At 64.4% G+C, this 24,911-nt stretch carries 23 protein-coding genes and 1 riboswitch; of the genes, 12 read left to right on the forward strand and 11 right to left on the reverse strand.

Going from position 1 to position 24,911, the window contains the following annotated elements:
* The first annotated feature begins 6 nt into the window (after positions 1–6).
* The 3 genes from FJ430_RS06520 to serA all read left to right on the forward strand — a co-directional run bounded on the left by FJ430_RS06520 (position 7) and on the right by serA (position 3,831).
* Positions 7–792 carry an outer membrane protein gene (locus FJ430_RS06520; protein ID WP_140704572.1) on the forward strand — a complete coding sequence of 262 codons (786 nt, stop codon included), beginning with the start codon at positions 7–9 and terminating at the stop codon, positions 790–792.
* 196 nt (positions 793–988) lie between these two features.
* Positions 989–2,164, forward strand: a complete 1,176-nt coding sequence (locus FJ430_RS06525) for a phosphoserine transaminase (protein ID WP_140704574.1) — start codon at positions 989–991, stop codon at positions 2,162–2,164.
* Between the two features lie 65 nt (positions 2,165–2,229).
* A complete protein-coding gene (gene serA / locus FJ430_RS06530) occupies positions 2,230–3,831 on the forward strand; it encodes a phosphoglycerate dehydrogenase (protein WP_140704576.1) in 1,602 nt (533 codons plus the stop codon).
* Between the two features lie 108 nt (positions 3,832–3,939).
* On the opposite strand, the gene FJ430_RS06535 is transcribed toward serA, so the two are convergent.
* On the reverse strand, positions 3,940–4,839 hold the full coding sequence (locus FJ430_RS06535) for a DMT family transporter (protein ID WP_140704578.1): 900 nt from the start codon (positions 4,837–4,839) through the stop codon (positions 3,940–3,942).
* Positions 4,840–5,159: 320 nt separating this feature from the next.
* Between FJ430_RS06535 and FJ430_RS06540 the strand changes: the two genes are divergently transcribed.
* Both FJ430_RS06540 and FJ430_RS06545 read left to right on the forward strand, forming a co-directional pair.
* Complete coding sequence (locus FJ430_RS06540) at positions 5,160–6,458, forward strand: adenylosuccinate synthase (protein ID WP_140645843.1); 1,299 nt, start codon at positions 5,160–5,162, stop codon at positions 6,456–6,458.
* A 69-nt stretch (positions 6,459–6,527) separates the two neighbouring features.
* Positions 6,528–8,324 (forward strand): hypothetical protein, encoded by a 1,797-nt coding sequence (locus FJ430_RS06545; protein ID WP_140704580.1) that lies wholly within the window; start codon positions 6,528–6,530, stop codon positions 8,322–8,324.
* A 27-nt stretch (positions 8,325–8,351) separates the two neighbouring features.
* Here the strand turns inward: FJ430_RS06545 and FJ430_RS06550 are convergent, their stop codons facing one another.
* From FJ430_RS06550 to FJ430_RS06565, 4 genes are read right to left on the reverse strand one after another with little or no spacing between them, the layout of a single operon-like run.
* Positions 8,352–8,651 carry a CcdB family protein gene (locus tag FJ430_RS06550; RefSeq protein ID WP_140645841.1) on the reverse strand — a complete coding sequence of 100 codons (300 nt, stop codon included), beginning with the start codon at positions 8,649–8,651 and terminating at the stop codon, positions 8,352–8,354.
* Positions 8,651–8,893 (reverse strand): type II toxin-antitoxin system CcdA family antitoxin, encoded by a 243-nt coding sequence (locus FJ430_RS06555; RefSeq protein ID WP_140645840.1) that lies wholly within the window; start codon positions 8,891–8,893, stop codon positions 8,651–8,653. The genes FJ430_RS06550 and FJ430_RS06555 overlap by 1 nt, the downstream gene beginning before the upstream one ends.
* Before the next feature lie 55 nt (positions 8,894–8,948).
* Positions 8,949–10,763 carry an ABC-F family ATP-binding cassette domain-containing protein gene (locus FJ430_RS06560; RefSeq protein WP_140704582.1) on the reverse strand — a complete coding sequence of 605 codons (1,815 nt, stop codon included), beginning with the start codon at positions 10,761–10,763 and terminating at the stop codon, positions 8,949–8,951.
* Between the two features lie 10 nt (positions 10,764–10,773).
* Entirely contained in the window at positions 10,774–11,418 is a 645-nt protein-coding gene (locus tag FJ430_RS06565; RefSeq protein ID WP_140704584.1) for a thiamine diphosphokinase, read from the reverse strand.
* Positions 11,419–11,554: 136 nt separating this feature from the next.
* Positions 11,555–11,660, forward strand: a riboswitch (TPP riboswitch).
* A 51-nt stretch (positions 11,661–11,711) separates the two neighbouring features.
* Between FJ430_RS06565 and thiB the strand changes: the two genes are divergently transcribed.
* The 4 genes from thiB (at position 11,712) to FJ430_RS06585 (ending at position 16,959) form a co-directional block, all read left to right on the forward strand.
* Positions 11,712–12,713, forward strand: coding sequence for a thiamine ABC transporter substrate binding subunit (gene thiB / locus FJ430_RS06570; protein WP_413467864.1), 1,002 nt, complete (start codon positions 11,712–11,714; stop codon positions 12,711–12,713).
* 224 nt (positions 12,714–12,937) lie between these two features.
* The gene (thiP, locus tag FJ430_RS06575) at positions 12,938–14,554 is read left to right on the forward strand and encodes a thiamine/thiamine pyrophosphate ABC transporter permease (RefSeq protein ID WP_140704588.1); all 1,617 of its coding nucleotides are present in this window, start codon (positions 12,938–12,940) and stop codon (positions 14,552–14,554) included.
* Positions 14,551–15,339, forward strand: coding sequence for a thiamine ABC transporter ATP-binding protein (gene thiQ / locus FJ430_RS06580; protein ID WP_140654971.1), 789 nt, complete (start codon positions 14,551–14,553; stop codon positions 15,337–15,339). Before thiP ends, thiQ begins: the two co-directional genes overlap by 4 nt.
* Positions 15,340–15,492: 153 nt before the next feature.
* Complete coding sequence (locus FJ430_RS06585; RefSeq protein WP_140654974.1) at positions 15,493–16,959, forward strand: M48 family metalloprotease; 1,467 nt, start codon at positions 15,493–15,495, stop codon at positions 16,957–16,959.
* 73 nt (positions 16,960–17,032) lie between these two features.
* On the opposite strand, the gene FJ430_RS06590 is transcribed toward FJ430_RS06585, so the two are convergent.
* From FJ430_RS06590 to FJ430_RS06600, 3 genes are all read right to left on the reverse strand, one after another.
* On the reverse strand, positions 17,033–18,007 hold the full coding sequence (locus FJ430_RS06590) for a tetratricopeptide repeat protein (protein ID WP_226892095.1): 975 nt from the start codon (positions 18,005–18,007) through the stop codon (positions 17,033–17,035).
* A complete protein-coding gene (locus FJ430_RS06595) occupies positions 18,007–19,023 on the reverse strand; it encodes a caspase family protein (RefSeq protein WP_226892096.1) in 1,017 nt (338 codons plus the stop codon). The genes FJ430_RS06590 and FJ430_RS06595 overlap by 1 nt, the downstream gene beginning before the upstream one ends.
* 171 nt (positions 19,024–19,194) lie before the next feature.
* On the reverse strand, positions 19,195–20,058 hold the full coding sequence (locus FJ430_RS06600) for an RNA polymerase factor sigma-32 (RefSeq protein ID WP_140645832.1): 864 nt from the start codon (positions 20,056–20,058) through the stop codon (positions 19,195–19,197).
* Positions 20,059–20,363: 305 nt separating this feature from the next.
* Between FJ430_RS06600 and FJ430_RS06605 the strand changes: the two genes are divergently transcribed.
* From FJ430_RS06605 to FJ430_RS06615, 3 genes are all read left to right on the forward strand, one after another.
* Positions 20,364–21,137 (forward strand): amino acid ABC transporter substrate-binding protein, encoded by a 774-nt coding sequence (locus tag FJ430_RS06605; RefSeq protein WP_140645831.1) that lies wholly within the window; start codon positions 20,364–20,366, stop codon positions 21,135–21,137.
* Positions 21,138–21,300: 163 nt separating this feature from the next.
* Complete coding sequence (locus tag FJ430_RS06610; protein ID WP_027166691.1) at positions 21,301–21,981, forward strand: ABC transporter permease subunit; 681 nt, start codon at positions 21,301–21,303, stop codon at positions 21,979–21,981.
* Complete coding sequence (locus FJ430_RS06615; RefSeq protein WP_140704590.1) at positions 21,978–22,748, forward strand: amino acid ABC transporter ATP-binding protein; 771 nt, start codon at positions 21,978–21,980, stop codon at positions 22,746–22,748. Before FJ430_RS06610 ends, FJ430_RS06615 begins: the two co-directional genes overlap by 4 nt.
* Positions 22,749–23,047: 299 nt before the next feature.
* Here the strand turns inward: FJ430_RS06615 and FJ430_RS06620 are convergent, their stop codons facing one another.
* The 3 genes from FJ430_RS06620 to FJ430_RS06630 all read right to left on the reverse strand — a co-directional run bounded on the left by FJ430_RS06620 (position 23,048) and on the right by FJ430_RS06630 (position 24,878).
* Positions 23,048–23,629, reverse strand: coding sequence for a CarD family transcriptional regulator (locus FJ430_RS06620; protein WP_140645828.1), 582 nt, complete (start codon positions 23,627–23,629; stop codon positions 23,048–23,050).
* Between the two features lie 372 nt (positions 23,630–24,001).
* Complete coding sequence (gene fdxA / locus FJ430_RS06625) at positions 24,002–24,340, reverse strand: ferredoxin FdxA (protein WP_140645827.1); 339 nt, start codon at positions 24,338–24,340, stop codon at positions 24,002–24,004.
* A gap of 151 nt (positions 24,341–24,491) precedes the next feature.
* Positions 24,492–24,878 (reverse strand): RNA-binding S4 domain-containing protein, encoded by a 387-nt coding sequence (locus FJ430_RS06630; protein ID WP_140704592.1) that lies wholly within the window; start codon positions 24,876–24,878, stop codon positions 24,492–24,494.
* Positions 24,879–24,911: the final 33 nt, after the last annotated feature.

Consider the following 24,911-nt stretch of genomic DNA (forward strand, 5'->3'; position numbering starts at 1 on the left):
GGGACCATGATATCCAGATCGCGTATCGCGTCAGCGCTTGCCGCAACCATCCTGTTGCCGATGACGCCGGCGCTGGCGGCGGACTACGATCCGCCGGTCTATGCCGACCAGGCGCCGGACTACCAGCCGGTCGAGGTCGGCTCGGGCTGGTACCTGCGCGGCGATGTCGCCTATCTGCCGCAGAAGAGCTTCAAAAACGGGGATTTCACCTTCCCGTCAGCGATCGCCAGCGCAAGCTTCAGCGAGAGCGAGGACGCCTATTTCGCGAGCGTCGGCTTCGGGTATCATTTCAATGACTATCTCCGCGCCGATCTCAACCTCGGATACCTGCCCGGCAACAAAGCCAGCTTCAGCTATGACGACACAGCCACCGTGGTGGCGCCGGCAACGGCGACCGTGGGAGCCGGAAGCCTCAAGAACTATGCCTTCTCAGGCATATTGAACGGCTATGTCGACCTTGGCACGTATGTCGGCGTCACGCCCTATATTGGCGCTGGTATCGGCATCGTTCAAAGCAAATACAGCCTTTCGGCGGACTATTTCACTGACAACGGTGACGCAAGCGACGACTTCTCTCAGCGCAGCAGCAAAACAAAATATTCCTTGGCATACACATTGAACGCCGGCCTTGCCTATCAGGTCTCGAAGAATGTCCTGATCGATCTTGGCTATCAGTATTTCTCCGCGCCCGATGCCGAATATGTTACGGCCGCAAGCCTGAATTCCTTCCCAGTCCACAAAGGCATCAGCAACCATCAGATCAAGCTTGGGCTGCGTTACGATCTCTGGTGAGCGGAGTAGGCGCAGAGGTTTCGACGGCGGGTCCCTGAAGGCCCCGCCGTTTTCGTTTCGGATCGAGCATCAGTCGAAGGGAATATCCTGACAGCGACAAAAACTTTGTTCTTGACGCCGAAGGTCTAAGCGCATATCGCCGTCCGTGGGCCACCCCTCCCCAACGAGGGGCCACTATCTGGAAGGATAGACCACGATGACGACGCTTACCAAGCCCGGACTCCGTCCGGCAAACCCCAATTTCTCTTCAGGTCCTTGCGCAAAACGCCCCGGCTGGTCGGTCGAGGCGCTCAAAGCTGCCGCGCTCGGGCGCTCGCACCGCGCCAAGATCGGCAAAAGCAAGCTCGAGCAGGCGATCGAGCTGACGCGCGAAATCCTCAAGGTTCCCGCGGACTACCGCATCGGCATCGTGCCGGCGTCGGATACCGGCGCTGTCGAGATGGCGCTGTGGTCGCTGCTCGGCAAGCGTGGCGTCGACATGGTCGCCTGGGAAAGTTTCGGCTCCGGCTGGGTGACCGATGTCGTCAAGCAGCTGAAGCTCGCCGACATGCGCAAGATCGAGGCCGGCTACGGCGAACTGCCCGACCTGACCCAGATCGACTTCGACCGCGACGTCGTCTTCACCTGGAACGGCACGACCTCGGGCGTGCGTGTGCCGAATGGCGATTTCATTCCTACGAACCGCAAGGGCCTGACCATCTGCGACGCGACGTCGGCCGCCTTCGCGCAGCGGCTCGATTTCGAAAAGCTCGATGTGGTCACCTTTTCCTGGCAGAAGGTGCTGGGCGGCGAGGGCGCGCATGGCATGCTGATCCTCAGCCCGCGCGCCGTCGCCCGGCTGGAGACCTACAAGCCGGCCTGGCCGCTGCCGAAGATCTTCCGCCTGACCTCGGGCGGCAAGCTGATCGAAGGCATCTTCAAGGGCGAGACCATCAACACGCCGTCGATGCTGTGCGTCGAGGATTATCTCGACGCGCTCCACTGGGCGAAGTCGATCGGCGGGCTCGAGGCGCTGATTGCCCGCGCGGACGCCAATGCCGCGGTGCTCGACCGGTTCGCCGACAAGTCGGCGTGGCTCGGCCACCTCGCCGTCGATCCGGCGACGCGCTCGAACACGTCCGTGTGCCTTTCGTTCACCGACGCGCAAGTGGCGGCGCTCGATGCGGACGGGCAGGCGGCCTTCGCCAAGGGTATCGTGTCTTCGCTCGACAAGGAGGGCGTCGCCTACGACATCGGCTCCTACCGCGACGCGCCGCCCGGCCTGCGCATCTGGTGCGGCGCCACCGTCGAGACCGCCGATCTCGAAGCGTTGCTGCCCTGGCTCGACTGGGCCTTCGCCACGCAAAAGGCGTCGCTCAAGGCAGCGGCCTGAAATCCGTGGCGGCCTCCGGCCGCCACCATTTTCCGACACATCCAATCCCCTTCAAGGAGGCCGTGATGGCGCCCCGCGTTCTCGTTTCGGATAAACTTTCCACCACCGCCGTGCAGATCTTCAAGGATCGCGGCATCGAGGTCGACTACTTGCCCGACCTCGGCAAGGACAAGGAAAAGCTGCTTGAGGTGATCGGCCAGTATGACGGCCTCGCCATCCGCTCGGCGACCAAGGTCACCGAGAAACTGATCAATGCCGCCGGCAGGCTCAAGGTCGTCGGCCGCGCCGGTATCGGCGTCGACAATGTCGACATCCCGGCCGCCAGCCGCAAGGGCATCATCGTGATGAATACGCCCTTCGGCAATTCGATCACCACGGCCGAGCATGCGGTGGCGATGATCTTCGCGCTGGCGCGACAGATACCGGAAGCCAATGCCTCGACCCATTCCGGCAAGTGGGAAAAGAACCGCTTCATGGGTGTCGAGATCACCAGCAAGACGCTGGGCGTGATCGGCTGCGGTAATATCGGCTCGATCGTCGCCACGCGCGGCGTCGGCCTGAAGATGCATGTGATCGCCTTCGACCCGTTCCTGTCGGACAGCCGCGCCGAGGAGCTCGGCGTCCAGAAGGTCGAGCTCGACGAGCTCTTCGCCCGCGCCGACTTCATCACCTTGCACACGCCGCTGACCGACAAGACGCGCAACATCATCGATGCGGCCGCGATCGCCAAGATGAAGGACGGCGTGCGCATCATCAACTGCGCCCGCGGCGGATTGGTCGTCGAGGCGGACCTGGTCGCGGCGCTGAAGAGCGGCAAGGTGGCGGGCGCCGGCATCGACGTGTTCGAGGTCGAGCCGGCCGAGCAGAACGCGCTGTTCGGCATGGACAATGTCGTGGCGACCCCGCATCTCGGCGCCTCGACCACCGAGGCGCAGGAAAATGTCGCGCTGCAGGTCGCCGAGCAGATGAGCGACTACCTGATCAAGGGCGCGGTCTCCAACGCCATCAACATGCCTTCGATCAGCGCCGAGGAGGCGCCGCGGCTGAAGCCTTTCGTCAAGCTCGCCGAAGTGCTCGGCGCCTTTGTCGGCCAGGTCACCGAGGATCCGATCAAGGAGGTCGAGATCCTGTTCGACGGCTCGACCGCGACGATGAACACGCGCGCGCTGGTGAGCGCCGCCCTTGCCGGCCTCATCCGGCCGCAGGTCTCCGACGTCAACATGGTGTCGGCGCCGATCATGGTGAAGGAGCGCGGCATCATCGTCGCCGAGGTCAAGCGCGACAAGTCGGGTGTGTTCGACGGCTATATCAAGCTCACCGTCAAGACCGAGCACAGGACGCGCTCGATCGCCGGCACCTGCTTCTCCGACGGCAAGCCGCGCTTCATCCAGATCAAGGGCATCAATCTCGACGCCGAGGTCGGCCAGCACATGCTCTACACCACCAATGCCGACGCGCCCGGCATCATCGGCCTGCTCGGCACGGTGTGCGGCGAGAACGGCGTCAACATCGCCAACTTCCAGCTCGGCCGCAACCGGCCGGGCGGCGATGCGATCGCGCTGCTTTATCTCGACGCGCCCTTCCCGGAAAAAGTGCTGGAGCAGGTGCGCGCGCACAAGTCGATCGACTCGGCGAAGCGGCTTCGCTTCGACGTCGGTGCCGAGTAGCCGATCATCCATCGTCCGACATGAAATGCCCCGCCTGCAGCAGCAGGCGGGCCGCTAATTTATGATATGGCCGTCACCCGGCGGCTGCTTGGCGCATGATTTGAGACATCATCCCGTCTGCAGCGCTGCTCGGCTGCCGCTGTACTCGGCAAGTGCAATGCCGCCGAGGACAAGCGCCAGCGCGAAAGCCTGATAGGCCTGAAACTGCTCGCCGACGATCAGCACCGAAAGCAGCGTGCCGAAGATCGGCACCAGGTTGATGAACAGCCCGGCGCGGTTGGCGCCGATCAATTCGTTGCCCTTGATGTAAAGGACCTGCGAGACGACCGAGGCGCCGAGCGCCGTGTAGAGCGTGAGCGCCCATCCACGCGCATCCGGCACGATGACGCGGCCAGATGCGACCTCCCAGACGAAGAAGGGCACGGAGATCAGCAGCGCGGCGATCGACAGCGCCAGCATGAAACTCTGCCAGCGGATTGCCGGCTTGAGGCGCAGCCCCACCGAATAGAGGCTGTAGCAAAGCACCGCGACAAGCATGATGGCGTCGCCGAAGTTGAGATCGAGCTTCAAGAGCTGGCCGAGGTCGCCATGGCTGGCGGTCAGCGCGACGCCAACGATGGTGAGGACGACGCCGACGACCTGCAGAGGCTGCACGCGCAGCCTGAACAGCACGAAATTGGCAAGGATGATGACGATCGGGATGGCTGCCTGCTCGATCGAGACGTTGATGGCGGTCGTGTAGTTAAGCGCCGTGTAGAAGATGACGTTGAAGATGGTGAAGCCGCAGGCGCCGAGGCCGGCAAGCAACCTCCAGTGCCTGCGCACTTCGGGCCAATCCTCACGCAGCGTCCGCCAACCGACGGGCAGCAGGATCAGCACCGCCATCACCCAGCGGAGGAACACCAGCGTCATCGGCGAGACATGGCCGACGGCAAGCTTGCCCGCCACCGAATTGCCGCCCCACAGGAGCATGGTCGACAGAAGGAACAGATAGGCGGCTCGGTGCATGGAGGTTCCGGCCTCGGTGTTCGAGGATTCAGCCCGGCCTAGAGTGGAGGCGGCGGCAAGTAAATGATGCGAAAGCCGGAATTTGTTGTGCCTGGATCAGGTTGACGTTTCGCCGGCGGCGTCATTTTGATCCAACTCCTGTGTGGGGCATGGTCACTTGCGAAAGCCGGTTCCCGCTTTTTGGGTTCGCTGACCTTCGGTTCGGGGTCATGCTCCAAGGATGGTTTCGGCGGCAAAGAAAGGGTCGCGCCCGCCTGCGCTAGACGCTATAGAGGCCTGTCGTTTCAGGCCGCCCGCGCGGCATTTCAAGGGAAAAGAACATGGCCAATGTGGTGGTCGTCGGCTCGCAATGGGGCGACGAAGGCAAGGGCAAGATCGTCGACTGGCTGTCGGAACGGGCCGATGTGGTCGTGCGCTTCCAGGGCGGCCACAATGCCGGCCATACGCTGGTCGTCGACGGCAAGGTCTACAAGCTGTCGCTGCTGCCCTCGGGCGTGGTGCGGGAAGGCAAGCTTTCGATCATCGGCAATGGCGTGGTGTTCGATCCGCATGCCTTCGTCGCCGAAGCCAAGAAGCTCAAGGAGCAGGGCGTGGAGGTCACGCCGGAGCGCCTGAAAATAGCCGAAAACACCGCGCTTATCCTGTCGCTGCACCGGGAGCTGGACGGATTCCGCGAAGACGCCGCCTCAAATTCCGGAACCAAGATAGGCACGACCCGCCGCGGCATCGGCCCCGCCTATGAGGACAAGGTGGGACGACGCGCGGTGCGGGTGATGGATTTGGCGGATTTGGAAACACTTCCCTTGAAGGTCGACAGGCTGCTGACGCACCACAACGCGCTGCGTCGCGGGCTCGGCCATGCGGAAGCGACGCATGAGGCGATCATGCAGGAGCTGACCTCGGTGGCCGCCGAGATCCTGCCCTACATGGACCGTGTCTGGAAGGTGCTCGACGACAAGCGTCGCGCCGGCGAGCGCATCCTGTTCGAGGGCGCGCAGGGCACGCTGCTCGACATCGACCACGGTACCTATCCCTTCGTCACCTCGTCCAACACCGTGGCCGGGCAGGCGGCTGCCGGCTCGGGCGTGGGCCCCGGCGTCATCGGTTATGTGCTCGGCATCACCAAGGCCTACACGACGCGCGTCGGCGAGGGACCGTTCCCGACCGAGCAGAAGAACGAGATCGGCGAGTTCCTCGGCACGCGCGGCCATGAGTTCGGCGTGGTCACCGGCCGCAAGCGCCGCTGCGGCTGGTTCGACGCCGTGCTGGTGCGCCAGGCCGTCGCCGTCAACGGCATCAAGGGTATCGCTCTCACCAAGCTCGACGTGCTCGACGGGCTGGACGAGATCAAGGTCTGCACGGGCTACAGGCTCGATGGCGAGACGATCGATTACCTGCCGGCCAGCCAGGGCGCGCAAGCGCGGGTCGAGCCCATCTACGAGACGCTCGAAGGCTGGAAGGGAACCACGGCCGGCGCCAGAAGCTGGAACGATTTGCCGGCGCAAGCCGTCAAATATGTCCGCCATATCGAGGAGCTGATCGGCGCCCCGGTGGCGCTGCTCTCCACCAGCCCCGAGCGGGACGACACAATACTTGTGACCGATCCGTTTCAAGACTAGTTTCACAGCCCTTCCCGGCGCTACGGCTGATTTGCGGCCGGCGGGAAAAGAATGCAGGTCACCTGACGCATGGCAGATTTCGTTAGTGTTCTGAAAAAGCAGATCGACAAGAAGGTGGACCCTTCGTTCGAGGTGCGCAAACAGATATACGACGGTGCCCGCGCGGTGCTGGCGAAGAAGCTCGCCGAGTATTCCCCGCCGCTTGCGCCCGATGTCGTCAGCAAGCAGAAGCGCTCGCTGGAAGATGCCATCTCCAGCGTCGAGCGCGAATATGCCAAACCCGTTCCGGCCGAGGATCCGCTGGCGGAGCTGGAGCATATTTTCTCCTCCATCGACCGCAACAAGAACCAGCCGAGCCATTCCCGCCAGCCGGCGGCGCCTGAGCCTGCCAAGCCGGATCCGTTCAAATCCGAACCGTTCAGGCCGGCGCCCGCGCCCGCCAGGACGGAACCAAGCTGGCAAAGCGCGCCGAAGGCGGAGCCCGCGCGGCAGAACCCCGTGAAAGCCGAGCCGGCGTGGCAGAACACGGCAAGGACGGAGCCGAACTGGCAGACCGCGCCAAAGGCCGAACCAGCCTGGCAGAAGGCGCCGCCGCCGATGCCGTCGCCGCGCGAGGACGATGTAGGCCTGACGGGCATGGACGATGCCGATGACGGCGGCGATGTCTTTGCCAATGACGAGCAGCCGGCGGCCGATACCTTCCAGCGCCTGCGGCCACAGCGGCAGGAACGCAAGCGCAGCTATGGCGGCTTGATCGCCGCTCTCATCGCGCTGTTGGTGCTCGCCGGCGGCGGCTACGGCATATGGCTGAACAAGAATGCGTTCGGCTCGCTCTTCGGCCTTGGCGGCGGCAGCAAGACGGTCTCGACCGAGCCGCTGGTCAAGCCGGCTCCGGCCAAGCCGGCGACGGAGACGGCGGCCCCGCCGGCTGCGCCCAGCGCCAGCGAGCCGGCCGACGCGACCAAATTCACGCAACGCCTGACACCCGAGGGCAAGGAGACCGATCCCGGTCCGGCCGGCGGACAGGCCACGATCGGCGAAGGCGAATCCGTCGCGGCGCTGACCTCCCGGCCGCCGGCCGCGCCGGTGACGACACCGCCTGTTCCGGCCACGCAAACGCCCGAGGCGCCTGCCGCAACGCCGGCTCCGACCGACGCCGCCAATCCGACGCCGCCAGCGGCCGGAACAACACCGCCCGCGGCTGATGCGGCAACGCAGCCCGCGGCTGGCACCACGCCACCGGCGGCTGGAGCAACGCCGCCGGCCGCAGGCACGACGCCGCCCGCGCCAGCGCCGACGACTGCGACCGTGCCGGTAGGACAGAAGGCGATCTTCTATGAGGAGCGCACCAGCACGCAGCAGGGCACGGCCGAGCCCGGCAGCATCGTCTGGTCGCTGGTGCAGGAATCGCCCGGCGGCGATCTGCCGCCCGAACCGGCGATCCGCGCCGAGGCGACGATCCCCGGCAAGAATATCCAGTTGCGCATGACGATCCGGCGCAACACCGACCAGACGCTGCCGGCCAGCCACATCGTCGAGATGATCTTCCTGACGCCGGAAGGGTTTGACGGCGGCGGCGTCGACAACATCCTGCGCATCGCCATGAAGAGCTCCGAACAGGATGCCGGCAGCCCGCTGATCGGCATTCCGGCCAAGATCGCCGACGGCTTCTTCCTCGTCGCGCTCAACGACACCAAGGCGGACGAGGACGCCAACCTGACGCTGCTTCGCGGCCAGGACTGGATCGACGTGCCCGTGGTCTACAAGACCGGACGCCGCGCGCTGCTCACCATGGAAAAGGGCATCCCGGGCGAGAAGGTTTTCGACGAGGCGCTGAAGGCCTGGGCAGCGAAGACGTCGGGGTGAGGAACAGCGGCGGTCTTGAGCTACCGCTCAGAAGCCCTGAAACAGCATGTCGAGAGCGGCGACGATCTCATCGTGATGTCTTGCGAGGTTTCCTTCTGCCGCCCGCAATTCCGAAGCCATTACAGCCGAAATGAATTGAGTGACCATCACGTGGTCTTTGCCATCGATTCTGAAGATCGGATTTAGCCTGCGCGCCGGCAACGGTGCGATGTTGGGCGGCAGAAGCGGAACGACGACGTTGGTGTCGAGGTGTTCCAGTATGTCGGACTGGACATCAAGGAGATAACCGTCGCTTCCTGCGTTCCGATAGAAATCATAACGGGCCATCAAAACAGCCGGTGCTTGGCTAAAGGCAGACCGTTGCGTTTGACATATTCGTTGGAGCTTTCGAGCGCTTCCTTGTTCTCTTCCTGCCAGCGACGCGTTTTCTCGGCAGAAATTGCCTTAGCGATCCCTTGCTCGGCAGCGCGGGACATGTTGATGCCCAATGCCTTGGCCTCCTCGATCAATCTGGAATCAATCGAGGTATTGACCGATTTGCGTTGCGGTTTTGCAGTTGAATGGAGCATGGCCTACCTCTTCATGCGCATAGAATAAGCGCATATCTGCGTGCAAGCAAGCTGCTCATCCCTCCATCTCTTCCCGTAGCATCTCCAGTTCCAGCCACTCTTCCTCAAGCGCGGCCAGCGTCGTGCGCTCCTTGTCGAGCGCGGCAATGGTCTTCTGGAACGAGGCCGGGTCGCGCTCGTAGAAGGACGGGTCGGCGATGTTGTTCTCCAGCCGCGAGATCGAGGCCGTCACCGCCTCGATCTTCTTGGGCAGCGAGTCCAATGCGAATTTCTGCTTGAACGAGAGCTTTTTGGCGGGGCCTTTGGGTGCTGCCTGTTCGGCTTTCGATCCAGCCTCGCTCGCCTCGGCCTTCGACCTCGCCTTGCGGTCTTCCAGCTTCGAGCCGCCGCGCTGCGCCAGCATGTCGGAATAGCCGCCGGCATATTCGATCCAGCGGCCGTTGCCGTCCGGCGCGATCACGCTGGTGACGGTGCGGTCGAGGAAGTCGCGGTCGTGGCTGACCAGGATCACGGTTCCGGCAAAGCCCGCGACCAGTTCCTGCAGCAACTCCAGTGTCTCCATGTCGAGATCGTTGGTCGGCTCATCGAGCACCAGAAGGTTCGCCGGCCGCGCCAGCACGCGGGCCAGAAGCAGGCGCGCGCGCTCGCCGCCGGAAAGCTCGCGCACCGGCGTGCGCGCCTGCTCCGGCTTGAACAGGAAATCCTTCATGTAGGAGACGACATGGCGCTGCTCGCCATTGACAACAAGGTTCTCACCGCGCCCGTCGGTGAGGTAATGCGCCAGCGTCTCGGCCGGGTCGACGGCCTCGCGCTTCTGGTCGAGCGTCGCGATCTCCAGATTGACGCCGAGCCGCACGGTGCCGGCATCCGGCGCCAGCTCGCCGGTCAGCATCTTCAACAATGTCGTCTTGCCGGCGCCGTTCGCGCCGACCAGGCCGACGCGGTCGCCGCGCTGGATGCGGGTCGAGAAACCCTTGACCACGGTGAGCTCGCCAAAGCTCTTGTCGATGCCCTTGGCCTCGATCACCAGCTTGCCGGATTCGGCTGCATCGCTCGCCACCATGGTGGCAGTGCCTTCGGCGCCGCGATGGCTGCGGAAGCGCTGGCGCATGGTCTGCAACTCGCCGAGGCGACGCATGTTGCGCTTGCGCCTGGCGGTCACGCCATAGCGCAGCCAGTGCTCCTCGCGCACGATCTGGCGGCCGAGCTTGTGCTGCTCGCGCTCTTCTTCTTCCAGCACCTGGTCGCGCCATTCCTCGAAATGGGCAAAGCCCTTGTCCAGCCGCCGCGTCTGGCCGCGATCGAGCCAGACGGTGGCGCGCGTGACGCGCTCGAGGAAGCGGCGGTCATGCGAGATCAGGATGACGGCGGAGGAGGTGCGGGCGAGTTCCTCTTCCAGCCATTCGATGACCGACAGGTCGAGATGGTTGGTCGGCTCGTCGAGCAGGAGGATATCGGGCTCCGGCGCCATGACGCGGGCAAGCGCGGCGCGGCGCGCCTCGCCGCCGGAAAGGTCGTTCGGACGCTCCTCGCCGGTAAGGCCGAGATGCTCCATCAGATAGGTGGCGCGATGCGGATCGTCGGCCGGGCCGAGGCCCGCCTCGACATAGGCGCGCACGTCGGCGAAGCCGTCCATATCCGGCATCTGCGGCAGATAGCGGACGGTCGCCGAAGGCTGGCGGAACACCTCGCCGTCCTGCGGCTCGATCATGCCGGCGGCGATCTTGAGGAGCGTCGACTTGCCCGAGCCGTTGCGTCCGACCAGCGCGATCTTCTCGCCAGCGGATGCGCTGAGCGCCGCGCCGTCGAGCAGCGGGGTGCCGCCGAAGGTCAGTTTAATGCCGTCGAGATTGAGGAGTGGCGGCGCCATGTCTGGAATGTCAGCTTTCTGGAAGAGGATAGGGGTGGGCCAGAAGCAGCGCCCGGCCGCGCTCCAGCGCGATGTCGAGCCGCCCTTTGACCTCGTTTGATATAGTGAGCGAGGAGCCGAACGCCACCTCGACGCGGTCGAGCGGCCATTTGGCGCCGGTCACCGTCAGGCCGGCGAGCTCGGAGAAGCCGAGCACCGAAAACAAGGTGCCGTCGTCATAGTCGAAGCCGGCCTTGCCAGGCAGGATGGGAACGCCTTCCTGCGCGCCGCTGGTCAGCAAGACCTCGGTGCCGGCCTCTGCCAGCCGCACGGCCAGCGCCAGGTGCAGGAAAGCATGGTCGGCGCGCTTGCCGCCGAAGGCGCCGGCCAGCACAAGGCTGGTGGCGCCGCGTTGGAGCGCTTCCGCTATGGCGAGCTCGCCATCGGTCATGTCCTTTTCGGCCGGAAAGACCTTTCGCGGAACGGCGGCGAGATCATCCGGCAGATTGGCAGGCACCGAGTCGAAATCGCCGACCCACAGCTCCGGCACCAGTCCAAGCATGCGGGCATGGCCGATGCCGGCGTCGGCGGCGATGACGCGCGAACCTTCGATCTGGCGTTCGAGCCGGGGCGTGCGGACAAGCTCGCCGCCAAGCAGGATGGTGAATGTGCCCATGGCCGTGGCCCTTACCAGCCCTCCAAGCGAAACGGAAGCCGGACGGCCCGCGCTTCGGTTGCGCGCCTGCCGTCCGAACATCAGCTGCCCGGCAAACTTCCGCTTGCGCGCCGCTTCGGCGGGGCCTATCTGTCGAAACGCTCTAACGGGGTGCCGGACGTGATCCGGCTGAGAGGCGATCAAGCCAACCCGCTGAACCTGATCCGGTTTGTACCGGCGGAGGGATTAGACGTTTCGGACCATCCGGCGCCTCAATCCTTGTCACTCGAACGAAGGAGGCGCCGATGCGCGCAATGCTGTCCAATCTCATTCTCGCAACCGGTCTTGTCTCGCTTCTGGCGAGCGTCGCGCCTGCAGAGGCAAGGGACAAGCTCACCGTCTATACCTATGAGAGCTTCACCGCCGACTGGGGGCCGGGCCCGGCCGTCAAGAAGGAGTTCGAGGCCGAATGCGGCTGCGATCTCGAATTCGTCTCGGTGGCCGACGGCGTGGCGCTGCTCAACCGCGTGAAGCTCGAGGGCGCCGGCACCAAGGCCGACATCGTGCTCGGCCTCGACACCAACCTGACGGCGGATGCCAAGGCGAGCGGCCTGTTCGCGCCGCATGGCGAAGTCTCCGGCATCAACGTGCCTGGCGGCTGGAGCGACGACACTTTTGTCCCGTTCGATTATGGCTATTTCGCCGTCGTCTATGACACACAGAAGCTGAAGACACCGCCCAAGAGCCTGAAGGACCTGGTGGAGGGCGCCGGCACGGACAAGATCGTCATCCAGGATCCGCGCACCTCGACGCCCGGCCTAGGCCTGCTCTTGTGGGTGAAGTCCGTCTATGGCGACAAGGCGCCGGAGGCCTGGGCAAAGCTCAAGACGAAGGTGCTGACGGTGACGCCGGGCTGGAGCGAGGCCTACGGCCTGTTCACCAAGGGCGAGGCGCCGATGGTGCTCTCCTACACCACCTCGCCGGCCTATCACATGGTGGCCGAGAACACCGAGCGCTATCAGGCGGCCTCTTTCGAGGAAGGCGAGTACCTGCAGATCGAGGTTGCCGGCATCACCACGACGGGCGCGAAGAACCCGCTGGCGCAAAAGTTCATCGCCTTCATGACCGGACCGAAATTCCAGGACGTGATTCCGGAGACCAACTGGATGTTCCCGGCCGGCAAGACCGACAAGCCGCTCAACCCGGCCTTCGACAAATTGGTCAAGCCGACCAAGACCTTGCTGTTCAGCCCCGAGGAAGTGGCTGCCAACCGCAAGGCCTGGGTGGATGAGTGGCTGGCGGTGATGAGCAAGTAGGGCTGCGATGCTTGCGCCGAGGCCCCCCTCTCTGTCCTGCCGGACATCTCCCCCTCAGGGGGGGAGATTGGCTGTCACGCCGACTTTCGCCAATCTCCAATGCTGCAGGACTAAGCGGGGCGTCGAAGCTGCTAATCTCCCCCCTAGAGGGGGAGATGTCCGGCAGGACAGAGGGGGGCGCGAAGGAACGCGGCGCTCGTTAGCTCGAACTCAAATGGCGCAGCGTGCGACACGCGCGTGACTCCCGCATCCCCGCCGGCGTCATCGCCCTTGCCGCCATCGGCTTCCTTATTGGCGGCGCCTTCGCCGGCCTTGTCCTCGAAGGCGCGCAGGATCTCTCCGGCGCTGCCGCCGCCTTCGACGGCTACCTCCTGCGCGTCGCCCGCTTCACGCTGTGGCAGGCGGCTCTGTCGACGCTGCTGTCGGTCGCGCCGGCGCTGCTGGTCGCGCGCGCTTTGTCGAGACATCCGACCTTTCCCGGGCGTCGCCTGATCTTGCAGCTGTTCACCGTGCCGCTGGCCTTGCCGGCGATCGTCGCCGCGCTCGGCATATTGGCGCTCTATGGACGGGCGGGGTATCTTGCCGGCGTCTTCGCCGAACTTGGCGGTGGGGATTGGCCGGGAATCTACGGCCTCTCCGGCATCCTTGTCGCGCATGTCTTCTTCAACCTGCCCCTGGCCACGCGCCTCTTCCTCGAGGCGCTGGGCACCGTTCCCGCCGACCAGTGGCGGCTGGCGAGTCAGCTCGGCATGGGAGCCCGGCCGGCTTTCCGGCTGATCGAATGGCCGGTGCTGCGCGCGGCCCTGCCGGGGATCGCCGGGCTGGTCTTCATGCTCTGCATAACTTCCTTCACCATCGTGCTGACGCTGGGCGGCGGTCCGGCCGCGACGACGCTGGAAGTCGCCATCTACCAGGCGCTGCGCTTCGACTTCGATCCCGCGCGCGCCGTGGTGCTGACGCTGCTGCAGATCGCGCTCACCTTCGTCGTGGTCGTTGCGCTCACGCGGCTCGGCGCCAACACGGTCGGCGATGCCAATCTGCCGGTGGCGCCACGCCGCTACCTTTCGGCGGGACGGACCGAAAGCGTGCTGAACGCCGGCCTCATCGCGCTGGCCCTGCTGTTCGTCGCCGGGCCGATGCTGGCGACCGTGCTTTCAGGCCTTCAGGCCGACCTCGGCCGATTGGCGGACGAGGAGGCGGTGCGCCGCGCGACGCTCACCAGCGCGGGCCTCGCCCTGCTTGCGGCGTTGCTCAGCGTGACATTGTCGCTGGCGCTGATCGCGGCGCGGCGCGCGCTGGCCCTGCGGCGCCGGGCAGGCGGCGCCATGGGCCTGCTCGAACATGCCGCCGACACTGGCGCCGGCTTCGTGCTGGTCGTGCCGCCAATCGTCCTTGGCGCCGGCTGGTTCCTGGCGCTGCGCCACGTCACCGATGTCTTCGCCGTCGCGCCGGCCATGGTCGTCGCCGTCAACGCGGTGATGGCGATGCCCTTCGCCATCCGCGCCATTCGCCCGGCCTATGACGCGGCGAGCGAGCGCCACGAGCGGCTTTGCCTGGCGCTCGGCATATCCGGCTGGACCCGGCTCAGCCTGATCGACTGGCCGTCGCTCAGGCGGCCCCTGGCCACCGGCTTCGCTTTCGCCGTGGCGCTGTCGCTCGGCGATCTCGGCGTGATCGCGCTGTTCGGCAGCGATTCCGTGCAGACCTTGCCCTATCTGCTTTTGGCGCGCATGGGCAGCTACCGGACAGCCGACGCCGCGGGGCTTGCCTTGCTGCTTGGCCTCGTCTGCCTGATGCTGGTGGTCGCCGCCGACTGGCTGGGGCGGGAAGGAAAGTCATGACGACGAGCATCGATGGCGCCGCCGCGCAAAAGGGCCTCACCGTCGCGCTGGAGGGCGTCTCGTTCAGCTATGGCGAATCCTCCTTCAGTTTCGACGCCGAATTCGCGGCCGGCAGGATCACCGCCATCATGGGGCCGAGCGGCTCCGGCAAGTCGACGCTGCTCAATCTGATAGCCGGCTTCGAAACGCCCGATGCGGGCAAGGTGCTGATCGGCGGCGCCGATCTCGGCAACACGCCGCCTTCGGCGCGGCCGGTGTCGATGGTGTTCCAGGAAAACAATTTGTTCGCGCATCTTTCGGTCGAAGCCAATGTCGGGCTCGGCCGCTCGCCGTCGCTCAAACTCGGCGATGCCGATCGCGCCGACGTCACCGAGGCGCTGGCGCGGGTCGGTCTTGCGGGCAAGGAAAGGCGGTTGCCGCGCGAGCTTTCCGGCGGCGAGCGGCAACGCGTGGCGCTGGCGCGGGTGCTGTTGCGCGACCGGCCAGTCTTGCTGCTCGACGAACCTTTCGCGTCGCTCGGCCCGGCGCTGCGCGACGACATGCTCGACCTTATGGCCGGCATCCATGCCGAGCGCGAAATGACGGTGCTGTTCGTCACGCATCAGCCGGAAGATGCGCGCCGCATCGGCCAGGACGTGGCTTTTCTCGACGAAGGCACGATCGCGGCAACCGGGCCGGCGGATGATTTCTTCGATCGGTCTGGACCGGACGCCTTCCGGCGCTATATCGGCGATCGAGCCGGCACCGTTGCCGGATCACAACATATTGCCTGGAAGCGGACATAATTTACGGCCAAACCGGCAACGGGCGATCCGGCGTTTGCTTGCCTTGTCCGGGGGAGTGTGGCTAGGTCCGGCCATGCTAGTCCGGCTGGGCAGCGATTTGCCGAAAGAGTTCGAAAGGAAGCCGATCTGTCGACCGGCGCTGAGAAGGTTTGGATGAGGCCGCTGGCACGATTTCTCGCGCTGGCGAGTGTTGCCGTACTGGCCAGTTGCCAGATGTTCACGCCGCCGGACGTGCAGGAAAGCGGCTTCCAGCCTTCCGACAAGCCGATCACCGTCGACAATGTCGTCGCCAACGCCAAGCTCGCCGAAATGGCGAAGGCGCAGCATCCGCGGATTCTCGCCACCTATGGCGGCGAATATTCCGACCCCAGGCTCGAACGCATGGTGGCCAAGGTCGTCGGCAATCTGACGGTGGTGTCGGCGAACCCTACCCAAACCTATCGCATCACCATCCTCAACTCACCCAACGTCAACGCCTTCGCGTTGCCGGGCGGCTATCTCTATGTGACGCGCGGCTTGCTGGCGCTGGCCAACGATTCGTCCGAGCTTGCCGCGGTCATCGCGCATGAGATGGGCCACGTCACCGCGAATCACGGCCTGCAGCGGCAGCAACTCGAAGCCGAGGAAGGCCTGGCGACCAAGGTGGTTTCCGATGTGCTCGGCGACAGCCCGACGGCCAAGGCGGCGCTCATCCGCGGCAAGCTCAGGCTTGCGCAATTCTCGCGCAACCAGGAACTGCAGGCCGACGCCATCGGCATCAAGTCGATCGGCGAGGCGGGCTACGATCCCTATGCGGCGGGTCGCTTCCTGCAGTCGATGTCGGCCTATACGGATTTCCGCTCGGTCAGCGGCGCCACCGACGCCAGCCTCGACTTCCTGGCGACGCACCCCAACACGCCGCAGCGCATCGAGCTGGCGCAGCGCCTTGCGCGCAATTTCGGCCCGCCCGGCGTCGGCACGCGCGACCGCGACGCATTTCTGGCCGGCATCGACGGCCTGCTTTACGGCGACACGCCGGAAGAAGGCTATGTGCGCGGCCAGACCTTCATGCACCCCAATCTCGGCGTCTCCTTCACGGTGCCGGACGGCTTCGTCATCGACAATTCGGCGGCCGCCGTCACCGCGACCGGGCCGGGCGACATCGCCATCCGCTTCGACGGCGTGGCGATCGACAAGTCCGTCTCGCTCACCGATTACATCCGCAGCGGCTGGGTGGCGGGGTTGGAAGACGCCAGCGTGCGCCAGGAGACGATCAACGGCAACGATGCGGCGACGGCGCATGCCAGCGCGCAAGGCTGGCAGTTCGACATCGCAGTGATCCGCGCCGGCGGCCAAGTCTACAGGCTGCTGACGGCCGCGCCCTCGGCCAGCACTTCGCTGGACCCGGTGGCGCGCTCGGTCAGCGGCTCCTTCCGCGTGCTGAGTCCGGCCGAGAAGGCGGCGCTGAAGCCGCTGCATATCAGGGTCGTCACCGTCCAGGCCGGCCAGACCATGGGCTCGCTCGCCGCGCAGATGGTCGGTGTCGACCGCAAGCTCGACCTGTTCCGCGTGCTCAACGCCATGTCGCCGGGCGCGACAGTGTCGTCGGGCGACAAGGTCAAGATCGTCACCGACAGGTAGGGACCTGCGAATTCGCACCAACCAGGCGCCGTCGGCTATTTGAACAATCGCCCGGGCCGGGAGCCGTTGTCCTTCACAAGCCGTCACTACCGGTGTCGCCGCCGTCACCTTCGCCGTCGCCGGTATTGCCACCGCCGGTGCTGGCAGCGCGGCTACTGCCACCAGTCCAGGATGTCCTCCCGGTTCCCGTTGGCATCGGCTTGACCTTTGGTGCCCCCGGAATTGTCGGTGTGACGGTCTTCGGTTTCGACACGGGCACGCGCACCACTTTTATCTTCGTGATGACCTTCGGGGCCTTGCACGCCATGACCACGGGGGTGGTGCGCGCGGGGTGCGCGGAAAGACCGAGAACGCCCATCGAATAGACGTCTTGCCGCTCCATGCCGGCTTTGAGGAAAGCCAGGGCGCGGGCCGGGTCGGCGGGCACGCCGTTGCGGCCTTCCGTGAAGATCACGGCAAGCTCCTTCATGGCGTCGACATGTCCCATCGCCGCTGCCTGGAGCAGCAGGTCCAGGCCCTTGCCGGTGTCGCGCTCGACGCCGATGCCATTGAACAAAGCGCGTCCCCAGGCGGCCAGGGCGTAGGGGTCTCCGTTGTCCGACGCCTTCGAATAGAGGCCGTTCGCCTTCGATGCATCGACAGCCGTCCCTGTTCCGGACGAGGCGATAGAGCCGAGCGCAAACAGGGCGCGGATATGTCCCTTGTCCGCGGCTTCCTGGATGGCCTGCCTGGCCTCGTCGATCCTGCCCGCCGCCAGCAGCGCCCGCCCCAGTTCGTAACGGAAGCGCGCAATGTCGGGGTAGGACTTCACCGCCGCCTCGCAGGTCTCGAGAGCCCCGCCGCCGATCTCGTTCGGCAACCGTCCCGAGACGACGCCCTGCAGGTCGAGCGGCTCGCCGGCGGCCTGGTCGCAAGGGTCGGCGCCCGGCGACAGTTTCATCGTCGCCCGCTTCGCGGCGTTGCCCACACGGATCTCGAAGCCGACTTCGACGGGAGCGGCCGAGCCGATCTGCGGCTCGTAGCGCAGATTGTCGACCTCGGCGGCCATCAGGCTCGATTGCGGCGACAGGACGCGACCGGGCAAGGACAGCGTTCCGGTCGCCGGGTAGCTCGCAAGCTTGAGGCTGATCGAGGCATCCTTGGCCGGAAGACCAGTTTCAGCGGAACCGGGCCGACGCCGACCGGGACGCGGATATCGCGACTTCCAATCGCCTCGGCGACATCGCCAACCTGGATTCCGCGCTCCGCCACCTGCTCGTTCTGCTGCGCGTCGGAAGGCGGTGGCGCTGGTTGCTCCGCCCCGCGCATCAGCACGACATCGTCGATCAGCGAGGAGTTCTCCCACGGAACCTGCTTGCCGTTGGTGGCCTTGACCACGTCGCGGCGCACGGCCGCCATGACCGAGCGTATCTCCTGGTCCGGCGCCAGCGCGCGGCGGGAGAAGGACGACGAGAACGGGCTGAGATCGCCGGAACCATCATAGGCGACCGCCCCCGGCTCGGTTGCATAGGCAATCAGCGTGTTCTGCGAACCTGTTACCTGCGCAAGTCCGCTGTCGCCGGCGACGATCAACTGGTCGCGCAGCCAATAGTCCTTGCGCGGGAAGGGATTGTTGCGGCAGGCGTCGAGGATGATCATCTGGATCTTCGATCTCGAGCGCAGTTGCCGCAATATGTCGTCGACCTTGATCGCCTGGACCTCCATGTCGGCCGCATCTTTCAGCGACGCATCGACCGGAATCAGGAAATTCTCGCCGCCGATCTGAAAGCCGTGTCCCGAATAGTAGACGACCGCGAGATCGGCGCCGTCGGCTGCCGCCAGATAGTTGCGGAACCGCTCTTCGAACTGAAGCCTGGTCAGGTCCTTGGCGGCGAACACCTCGAAGCCGGCCAGCCGGAACGTATTGGACACGTCTTCCGCGTCCTTGTCCGGATTCTTGAGCGCCGGGATTTCGCGATATTCGGAATTGCCGATGACGAGGGCAACCCTTCGATCGGCGTGCGCTTCGAATGTCGTGAGGCCCACGAGGAACAGGGCTGCAAGGAGCGCGCAGCATCGCAGCATGGCAGATCCCCCATATGTTATGATCTGGAGGCGTCAAAAAAGCCGATTGCGGCGCAGCGGTCTGTTAAAGAGCTCACAATCAATATGCGTTACCGAGGAAAAATCGCCTCGACGGCGAATATATTCTTATTTAATAAATTTCTTATCTTTGATTTTTTAATTACATTAATTTCAGGCCGCTTCCGCCAAAAATTCCGGATTCTGCTTCACAAGAGCCAGCTTCAGCTTTTCCATGGCGCGGGCCTCTATCTGGCGGACGCGTTCCTTGGAGATGCCGAGCTGTTCGCCGAGCGCTTCCAGCGTGGCGCCGTCGTCGCTCAGCCTGCGCTCCTCGATGATGCGAAGCTCGCGGGCGTTGAGCGCGCCGAGCGCGCTCTTCAGCCAGACAGCCCGGCGCTGGATGTCGATCCGGTCGCCGACGATCTCGTCGGGGAGCGGGTCTTCGGAGACCAGGAAATCCATCCGCTCGGCGGCGCCGTTCTCATCGGCCAAAGGCGCGTTGAGCGAGCTGTCGGGCGAGGACAGGCGTGAATCCATCATCGCAACGTCGGCTTCCGGAACGCCGAGCGCGGCCGAGACCTCGCGATAGAGCGTGGCATTGGAGAGCGGCTCGGCGCCGTTGGCGAGGCGGGCGCGCAGACGCCGCAGGTTGAAGAACAGCGCCTTCTGCGCCGAACTCGTGCCGCCGCGCACGATCGACCAGTTGCGCAGGATGTAATCCTGCATGGAGGCGCGGATCCACCACGTGGCATAGGTCGAGAAGCGCACTTCGCGCGCGGGCTCGAAACGGGCGGCGGCCTCGAGCAGGCCGACATGGCCCTCCTGGATAAGGTCGCCGAGCGGCAGGCCGTAATGGCGGAATTTCGAGGCCATCGAGATGACCAGGCGCATATGGGCGACGGTGATCCTGTGCAACGCGTGCTGGTCGTTCTCTTCCTTCCAGCGCAAGGCGAGGACATGCTCCTCGTCACGCTCGAGATAAGGAGCCTTCATTGCCGCCCGGACCAGCGTCCGTCCTGCCGCGTCCTCGATCATGCCGGCTCCTTTTGGTGGTGAGTGGGCTTACAGCGGTTGAAAAGATGCCGCCGCGCCCTACAACAGCCATGCAACGTGTCAGGCGCATCGATGGTTCCGCCGTCCGAGGGGGCAAATATTGCCAGCGGGAACGTTTTGTTATCGGCCCGAAAGAGTCGGTTGGCGGTTATCAGGCAATTTTGAGAAACGGATTTCTGGAAGAGCCGATTTTTGAAATCTGGTTCCTTATTTCGCGGCCTTCTATCTGTCAGTTTCCGGCTCTCACAATCGCGCCGGGGCACCGGTCAAAACGGGATCACAGAAAAATGAAATGGCTCAAATCGCTCCTTGTCGCCGGAACGTTGCAGGTTCTGGCGGTCACGGCCGGGCATGCCGGCGCCAATCTCGACCAGATCAAGCAGGCGGGCGTCATCAAGGTCGGCACCGAAGGCACCTACGCGCCCTTCACCTATCATGACGAATCCAACGCCCTGGTCGGCTTCGATGTCGAGATCGCCAAGGCCATCGCCGACAAGCTCGGCGTCAAGGTCGAGTTCCTCGAAGGCAAGTGGGACGGGCTGATCGCCGGCCTCGACGCCAACCGCTACGACGCCGTCATCAACGAGGTCGGCATCACCGATGCGCGCAAGGCCAAGTATGACTTCTCCGATCCCTACATCGCCTCGAAGGCGGTGCTGATCGTGCGCGGCGACAACACCGACATCAAGACCTTCGCCGACCTCAAGGGCAAGAAGTCGGCGCAGTCGCTGACCTCCAACTTCGGCAAGCTCGCCGAGTCCAATGGCGCCGAGCTCGTCGGCACCGACGGCTTCGACCAGTCGATCCAGCTTCTGCTCACCGGCCGCGCCGACGCCACCATCAACGACAGCCTGTCCTTCCTCGACTTCAAGAAGCACAAGCCGGACGCCAATGTGAAGATCGCCGCGCAGGAAGAGAATGCCGACTATTCCGGCGTTATCGTGCGCAAGGGCGATCCGGAGCTGGTCGCGGCCATCAACAAGGCGCTGGCCGACATCAAGGCCGACGGCACCTACCAGAAGATCGCCGACAAATATTTCGGCCAGGACGTTTCGAAGTAAGGCAATCGTCCTCTTGTTCGGAAACCGGCGGGCCGTCAAAGACGGCCCGTTATTTTTTGCACGATATTCATGCGCCGCCGTCTTTGACGGCCCGCCGGTTTTTGCATGATAGTCAGTCCAGACGGGGGAACGCGCCGCCGTATCTGGAAGGGAGAAGCGCTCCGTGCCGCACTGGCTGCAATTGATGCTGGAATCGTTGCCGACGCTGTTGTGGGCGGCGCTGATTTTCACCGTGCCGCTGACGCTCCTGTCCTTCGCGCTCGGGCTCATCGCCGGACTGGTGACGGCGCTGATCCGGCTGTTCGGTCCAAAGCCGCTGGTTGCGCTGGTTCGCTTCTATGTCTGGATCTTTCGCGGCACGCCGCTGCTCGTTCAGTTGTTCCTGATCTTCTACGGCCTGCCGTCGGTCGGCATCCTGCTCGATGCCTTTCCCGCCGCGCTTATCGGCTTCACGCTCAACATCGGCGCCTATACGTCGGAGATCATTCGCGCCGTCATCGGCTCGGTGCCGAAAGGCCAATGGGAGGCATCCTACTCGATCGGCATGACCTGGAGCCAGGCGATGCGGCGCACGATCCTGCCGCAAGCCGGCCGCGTCGCGGTGCCGCCGCTTTCCAACACCTTCATCTCGCTGGTCAAGGATACCTCGCTGGCGGCGGCGATCACGGTGCCCGAGATGTTCCAGGCGGCGCAGCGCATCGTCGCCACCACATATGAGCCGCTGATCCTCTATGTCGAGGCGGCGGCGCTCTATCTCGCATTGAGCTCGGTGCTGTCGGCGCTACAGGCGCGGCTGGAGGTGCGGCTCAACCGCTATGGCGGGTTCCTGGAGGCCAACGCATGATCGGCCTCAGCAACATCGAAAAGCGCTTCGGCGACAATCTGGTGCTGAAAGGCGTCACCGTCAGCCTGGACGAGGGCAGCGTGACGGCGCTGGTCGGCCCTTCGGGCGGCGGCAAAAGCACGCTCTTACGCTGCATCAACCTGTTGGAGATCCCGACGTCGGGCGCTTTGCGCATCGGCGAGGAGGGGCTGGAATTCCATCCGGGCATCAAGGTGCCGGCCAAGGACATCCAGCGCATTCGCCTGCAGACCGGCATGGTGTTCCAGAATTTCCAGCTCTTCCCGCATCGCACCGCGATCGAGAATGTCATGGAAGGGCTGGTGACGGTGCTGAAATGGCCGGAGCCAAGGGCGCGCGAGCGGGCCATGGCGCTGCTCGAAAAGGTCGGCATGGCGCACAAGGCCGATGCCTGGCCGGCGACGCTGTCCGGCGGCCAGCAGCAGCGTGTGGCGATCGCCCGGGCGCTGGCGCCGTCGCCGCGCGTGCTGCTTTGCGACGAGCCGACCTCGGCGCTCGATCCGGAACTGGCGCAGGAAGTGGTCGACGTGCTTGGGCAGCTTGCCCGCGAAGGCACAACCATGGTGATGGCGACGCACGATCTGAGGCTCGCCTCCAAGATCGCGCAGGAGGTCGTCTTTCTCGATGCCGGCTCGATCGTCGAGAAAGGCCCAGCCTCGGTCGTGTTCGACAATCCGGAGCGCGAGCGGACCAAGCGCTTCATCGCCTCGCTGCGGCAGGAAGAAGCGCAGAAGGAGTCTGGCGGCTGAGTCCTTTACCTCCCCTTTTGTGGGGAGACCGGACCGAAGGTCCGGGTAAAGAGCGGGGGCCGCCGCTTCTTCAAGGCTTTGTTTTCATGCATGTCGTTGTCGCAAAACCGCTGCACACTTTTGCGCGACATGCATTAAAGCAGGTCGCGTGAAAAAGGATTCACGCGACCTGCTTTAAGTTTTGATTTTAAGCATGTCTTTGTCCCGAAACCGGGTCCACTTTCGGGAGACATGCTTTAAGCCCAAACAAAAAACCCGACGCGAGGCCGGGTTCTTCGTAGTTCAATGAGCGAAAAAGCTCAGGCAGCTTCTTCCTGTTCGGATTCTTCGTTGTCGGCCTTGGCGCCGCGCTTCGGACCCTTGTTGAGGTTGACCTCGATGAGGCGAACCGCCTCGGTCTCCGACATGCGGTTCACAGCGGCGATCTCGCGGGCCATACGGTCGAGCGCGGCTTCATAGAGCTGACGCTCGGAATAGGACTGCTCCGGCTGGTTGTCGGCGCGGTAAAGGTCGCGCACCACTTCCGAGATCGAGATCAGGTCGCCGGAATTGATCTTGGCATCATATTCCTGGGCGCGGCGCGACCACATGGTGCGCTTGATGCGGGCGCGGCCCTGCACGACCTTCAGCGCGCGGTCGACATAGTCCTCTTCCGACAGCTTGCGCATGCCGATCGAGGTCGCCTTGGCGACCGGTACCTTGAGCCGCATCTTGTCCTTCTGGAAATCGATGACGAACAGTTCCAGCTTGTGACCCGCAACTTCCTGCTCGTCGATCGCCACGATCTGGCCGACGCCATGCGCCGGATAGACGATGAACTCGCCGGTCTTGAACCCGTGGCGGGCCGCGTTGGACTTCTTCTGCGGGGTGATCGTTGCCATTACGCCCTGAACTCCTTAGTTGTGCAGCCGGCATCATGCCGGCTCGAACCGATGGGGTCGGCGATAGCCGACCATTAGCCGCGCAACAGGATGAACCCACCGGAAAAGCAGGGACCGGCATACCGCACGAATGCGGCCGCCTGCCCCAGATCGCTCTGGTCCGGATCTAAAAGCTCACCTTTCAGTGATTTGGGGCGTTAGCGCCATAAATCGACGTTGTGTCACCGGCATGTTTCGTTGATGTAACACAAAAAGTCGGAAGAATCAAGGTTTTGCTGCGTTCGCTAACGCCAAACGGGGTCGCTGCCTGTCAAGACAGCAACTGTATCGGTCGCGTTACGTCGCGTCATGCCGGCGTCGCCGGCGCCAGCATCAATCGCCTTCACCGGGCTCCGGCGAGAAATATTTCTCGAACTTCCCGGCCTCGCCGTCGAAGGTTTTGGCGTCCGCGGGCGGCTCTTTCTTGGCGGTGATATTGGGCCACTTCTCGGCGTATTCGGAATTGACCTGCAACCATTTGTCGAGGCCGCCCTCGGTGTCCGGCTTGATCGCGTCGGCAGGACATTCGGGCTCGCACACGCCGCAGTCGATGCACTCGTCGGGATGGATGACGAGCATGTTCTCGCCCTCGTAGAAACAGTCGACCGGACAGACCTCGATGCAGTCCATGTATTTGCATTTGATGCAATTGTCGGTCACGACATAGGTCATTGCAGGCTCCGGAACGTCCCGATTTGCTCGGCTTTTTCAGGTTGAGGTAACGCCTTTGCCGGCTGCTTGCAAGGGCAGGGCATTCGGGCACTGCCGGCCCCGGGGAATAGAATTCCAGCGGTCTCGCCGCTGGCGGTCCGGCTGGCCCAATTCAATCATCGCCGAGCAGGCGGTCGGTCTGCCGCCGCTCGCGTTTGGTCGGGCGCCCGCTGCCGGCCTCGCGCAGGCCTGGAATGGCATCCGGAACCGTCTCGCCCTTGGGTGTCGGCGCCGGCGACATGTCCTCGTAAAGCAGCCGCGCCTCGTCGGCCGGACCGCGTCGCGTGCCGCAATTCAGCACCTTCCAGACCAGGATACGGCCCTCGAGCGTGATGGTGAGAACGTCGCCGGGCTTGACCAGATCGGAGGCCTGCGCTGCTTTGTCGCGATTGATGCGGACACGCCCGGCGACGACGACTTTCGCCGCCAGGGACCGCGATTTCACCGCGCGCGAAAAGAACAGCCATTTGTCGATGCGCTGGCGGCCCTCTCCAACCATCGGGGCTAGCTTTGTTGGAGCACGATCTTATCG

The sequence above is a fragment of the Mesorhizobium sp. B2-8-5 genome (assembly GCF_006440675.2).
In the GTDB taxonomy this organism is placed as follows: Bacteria; Pseudomonadota; Alphaproteobacteria; order Rhizobiales; family Rhizobiaceae; genus Mesorhizobium.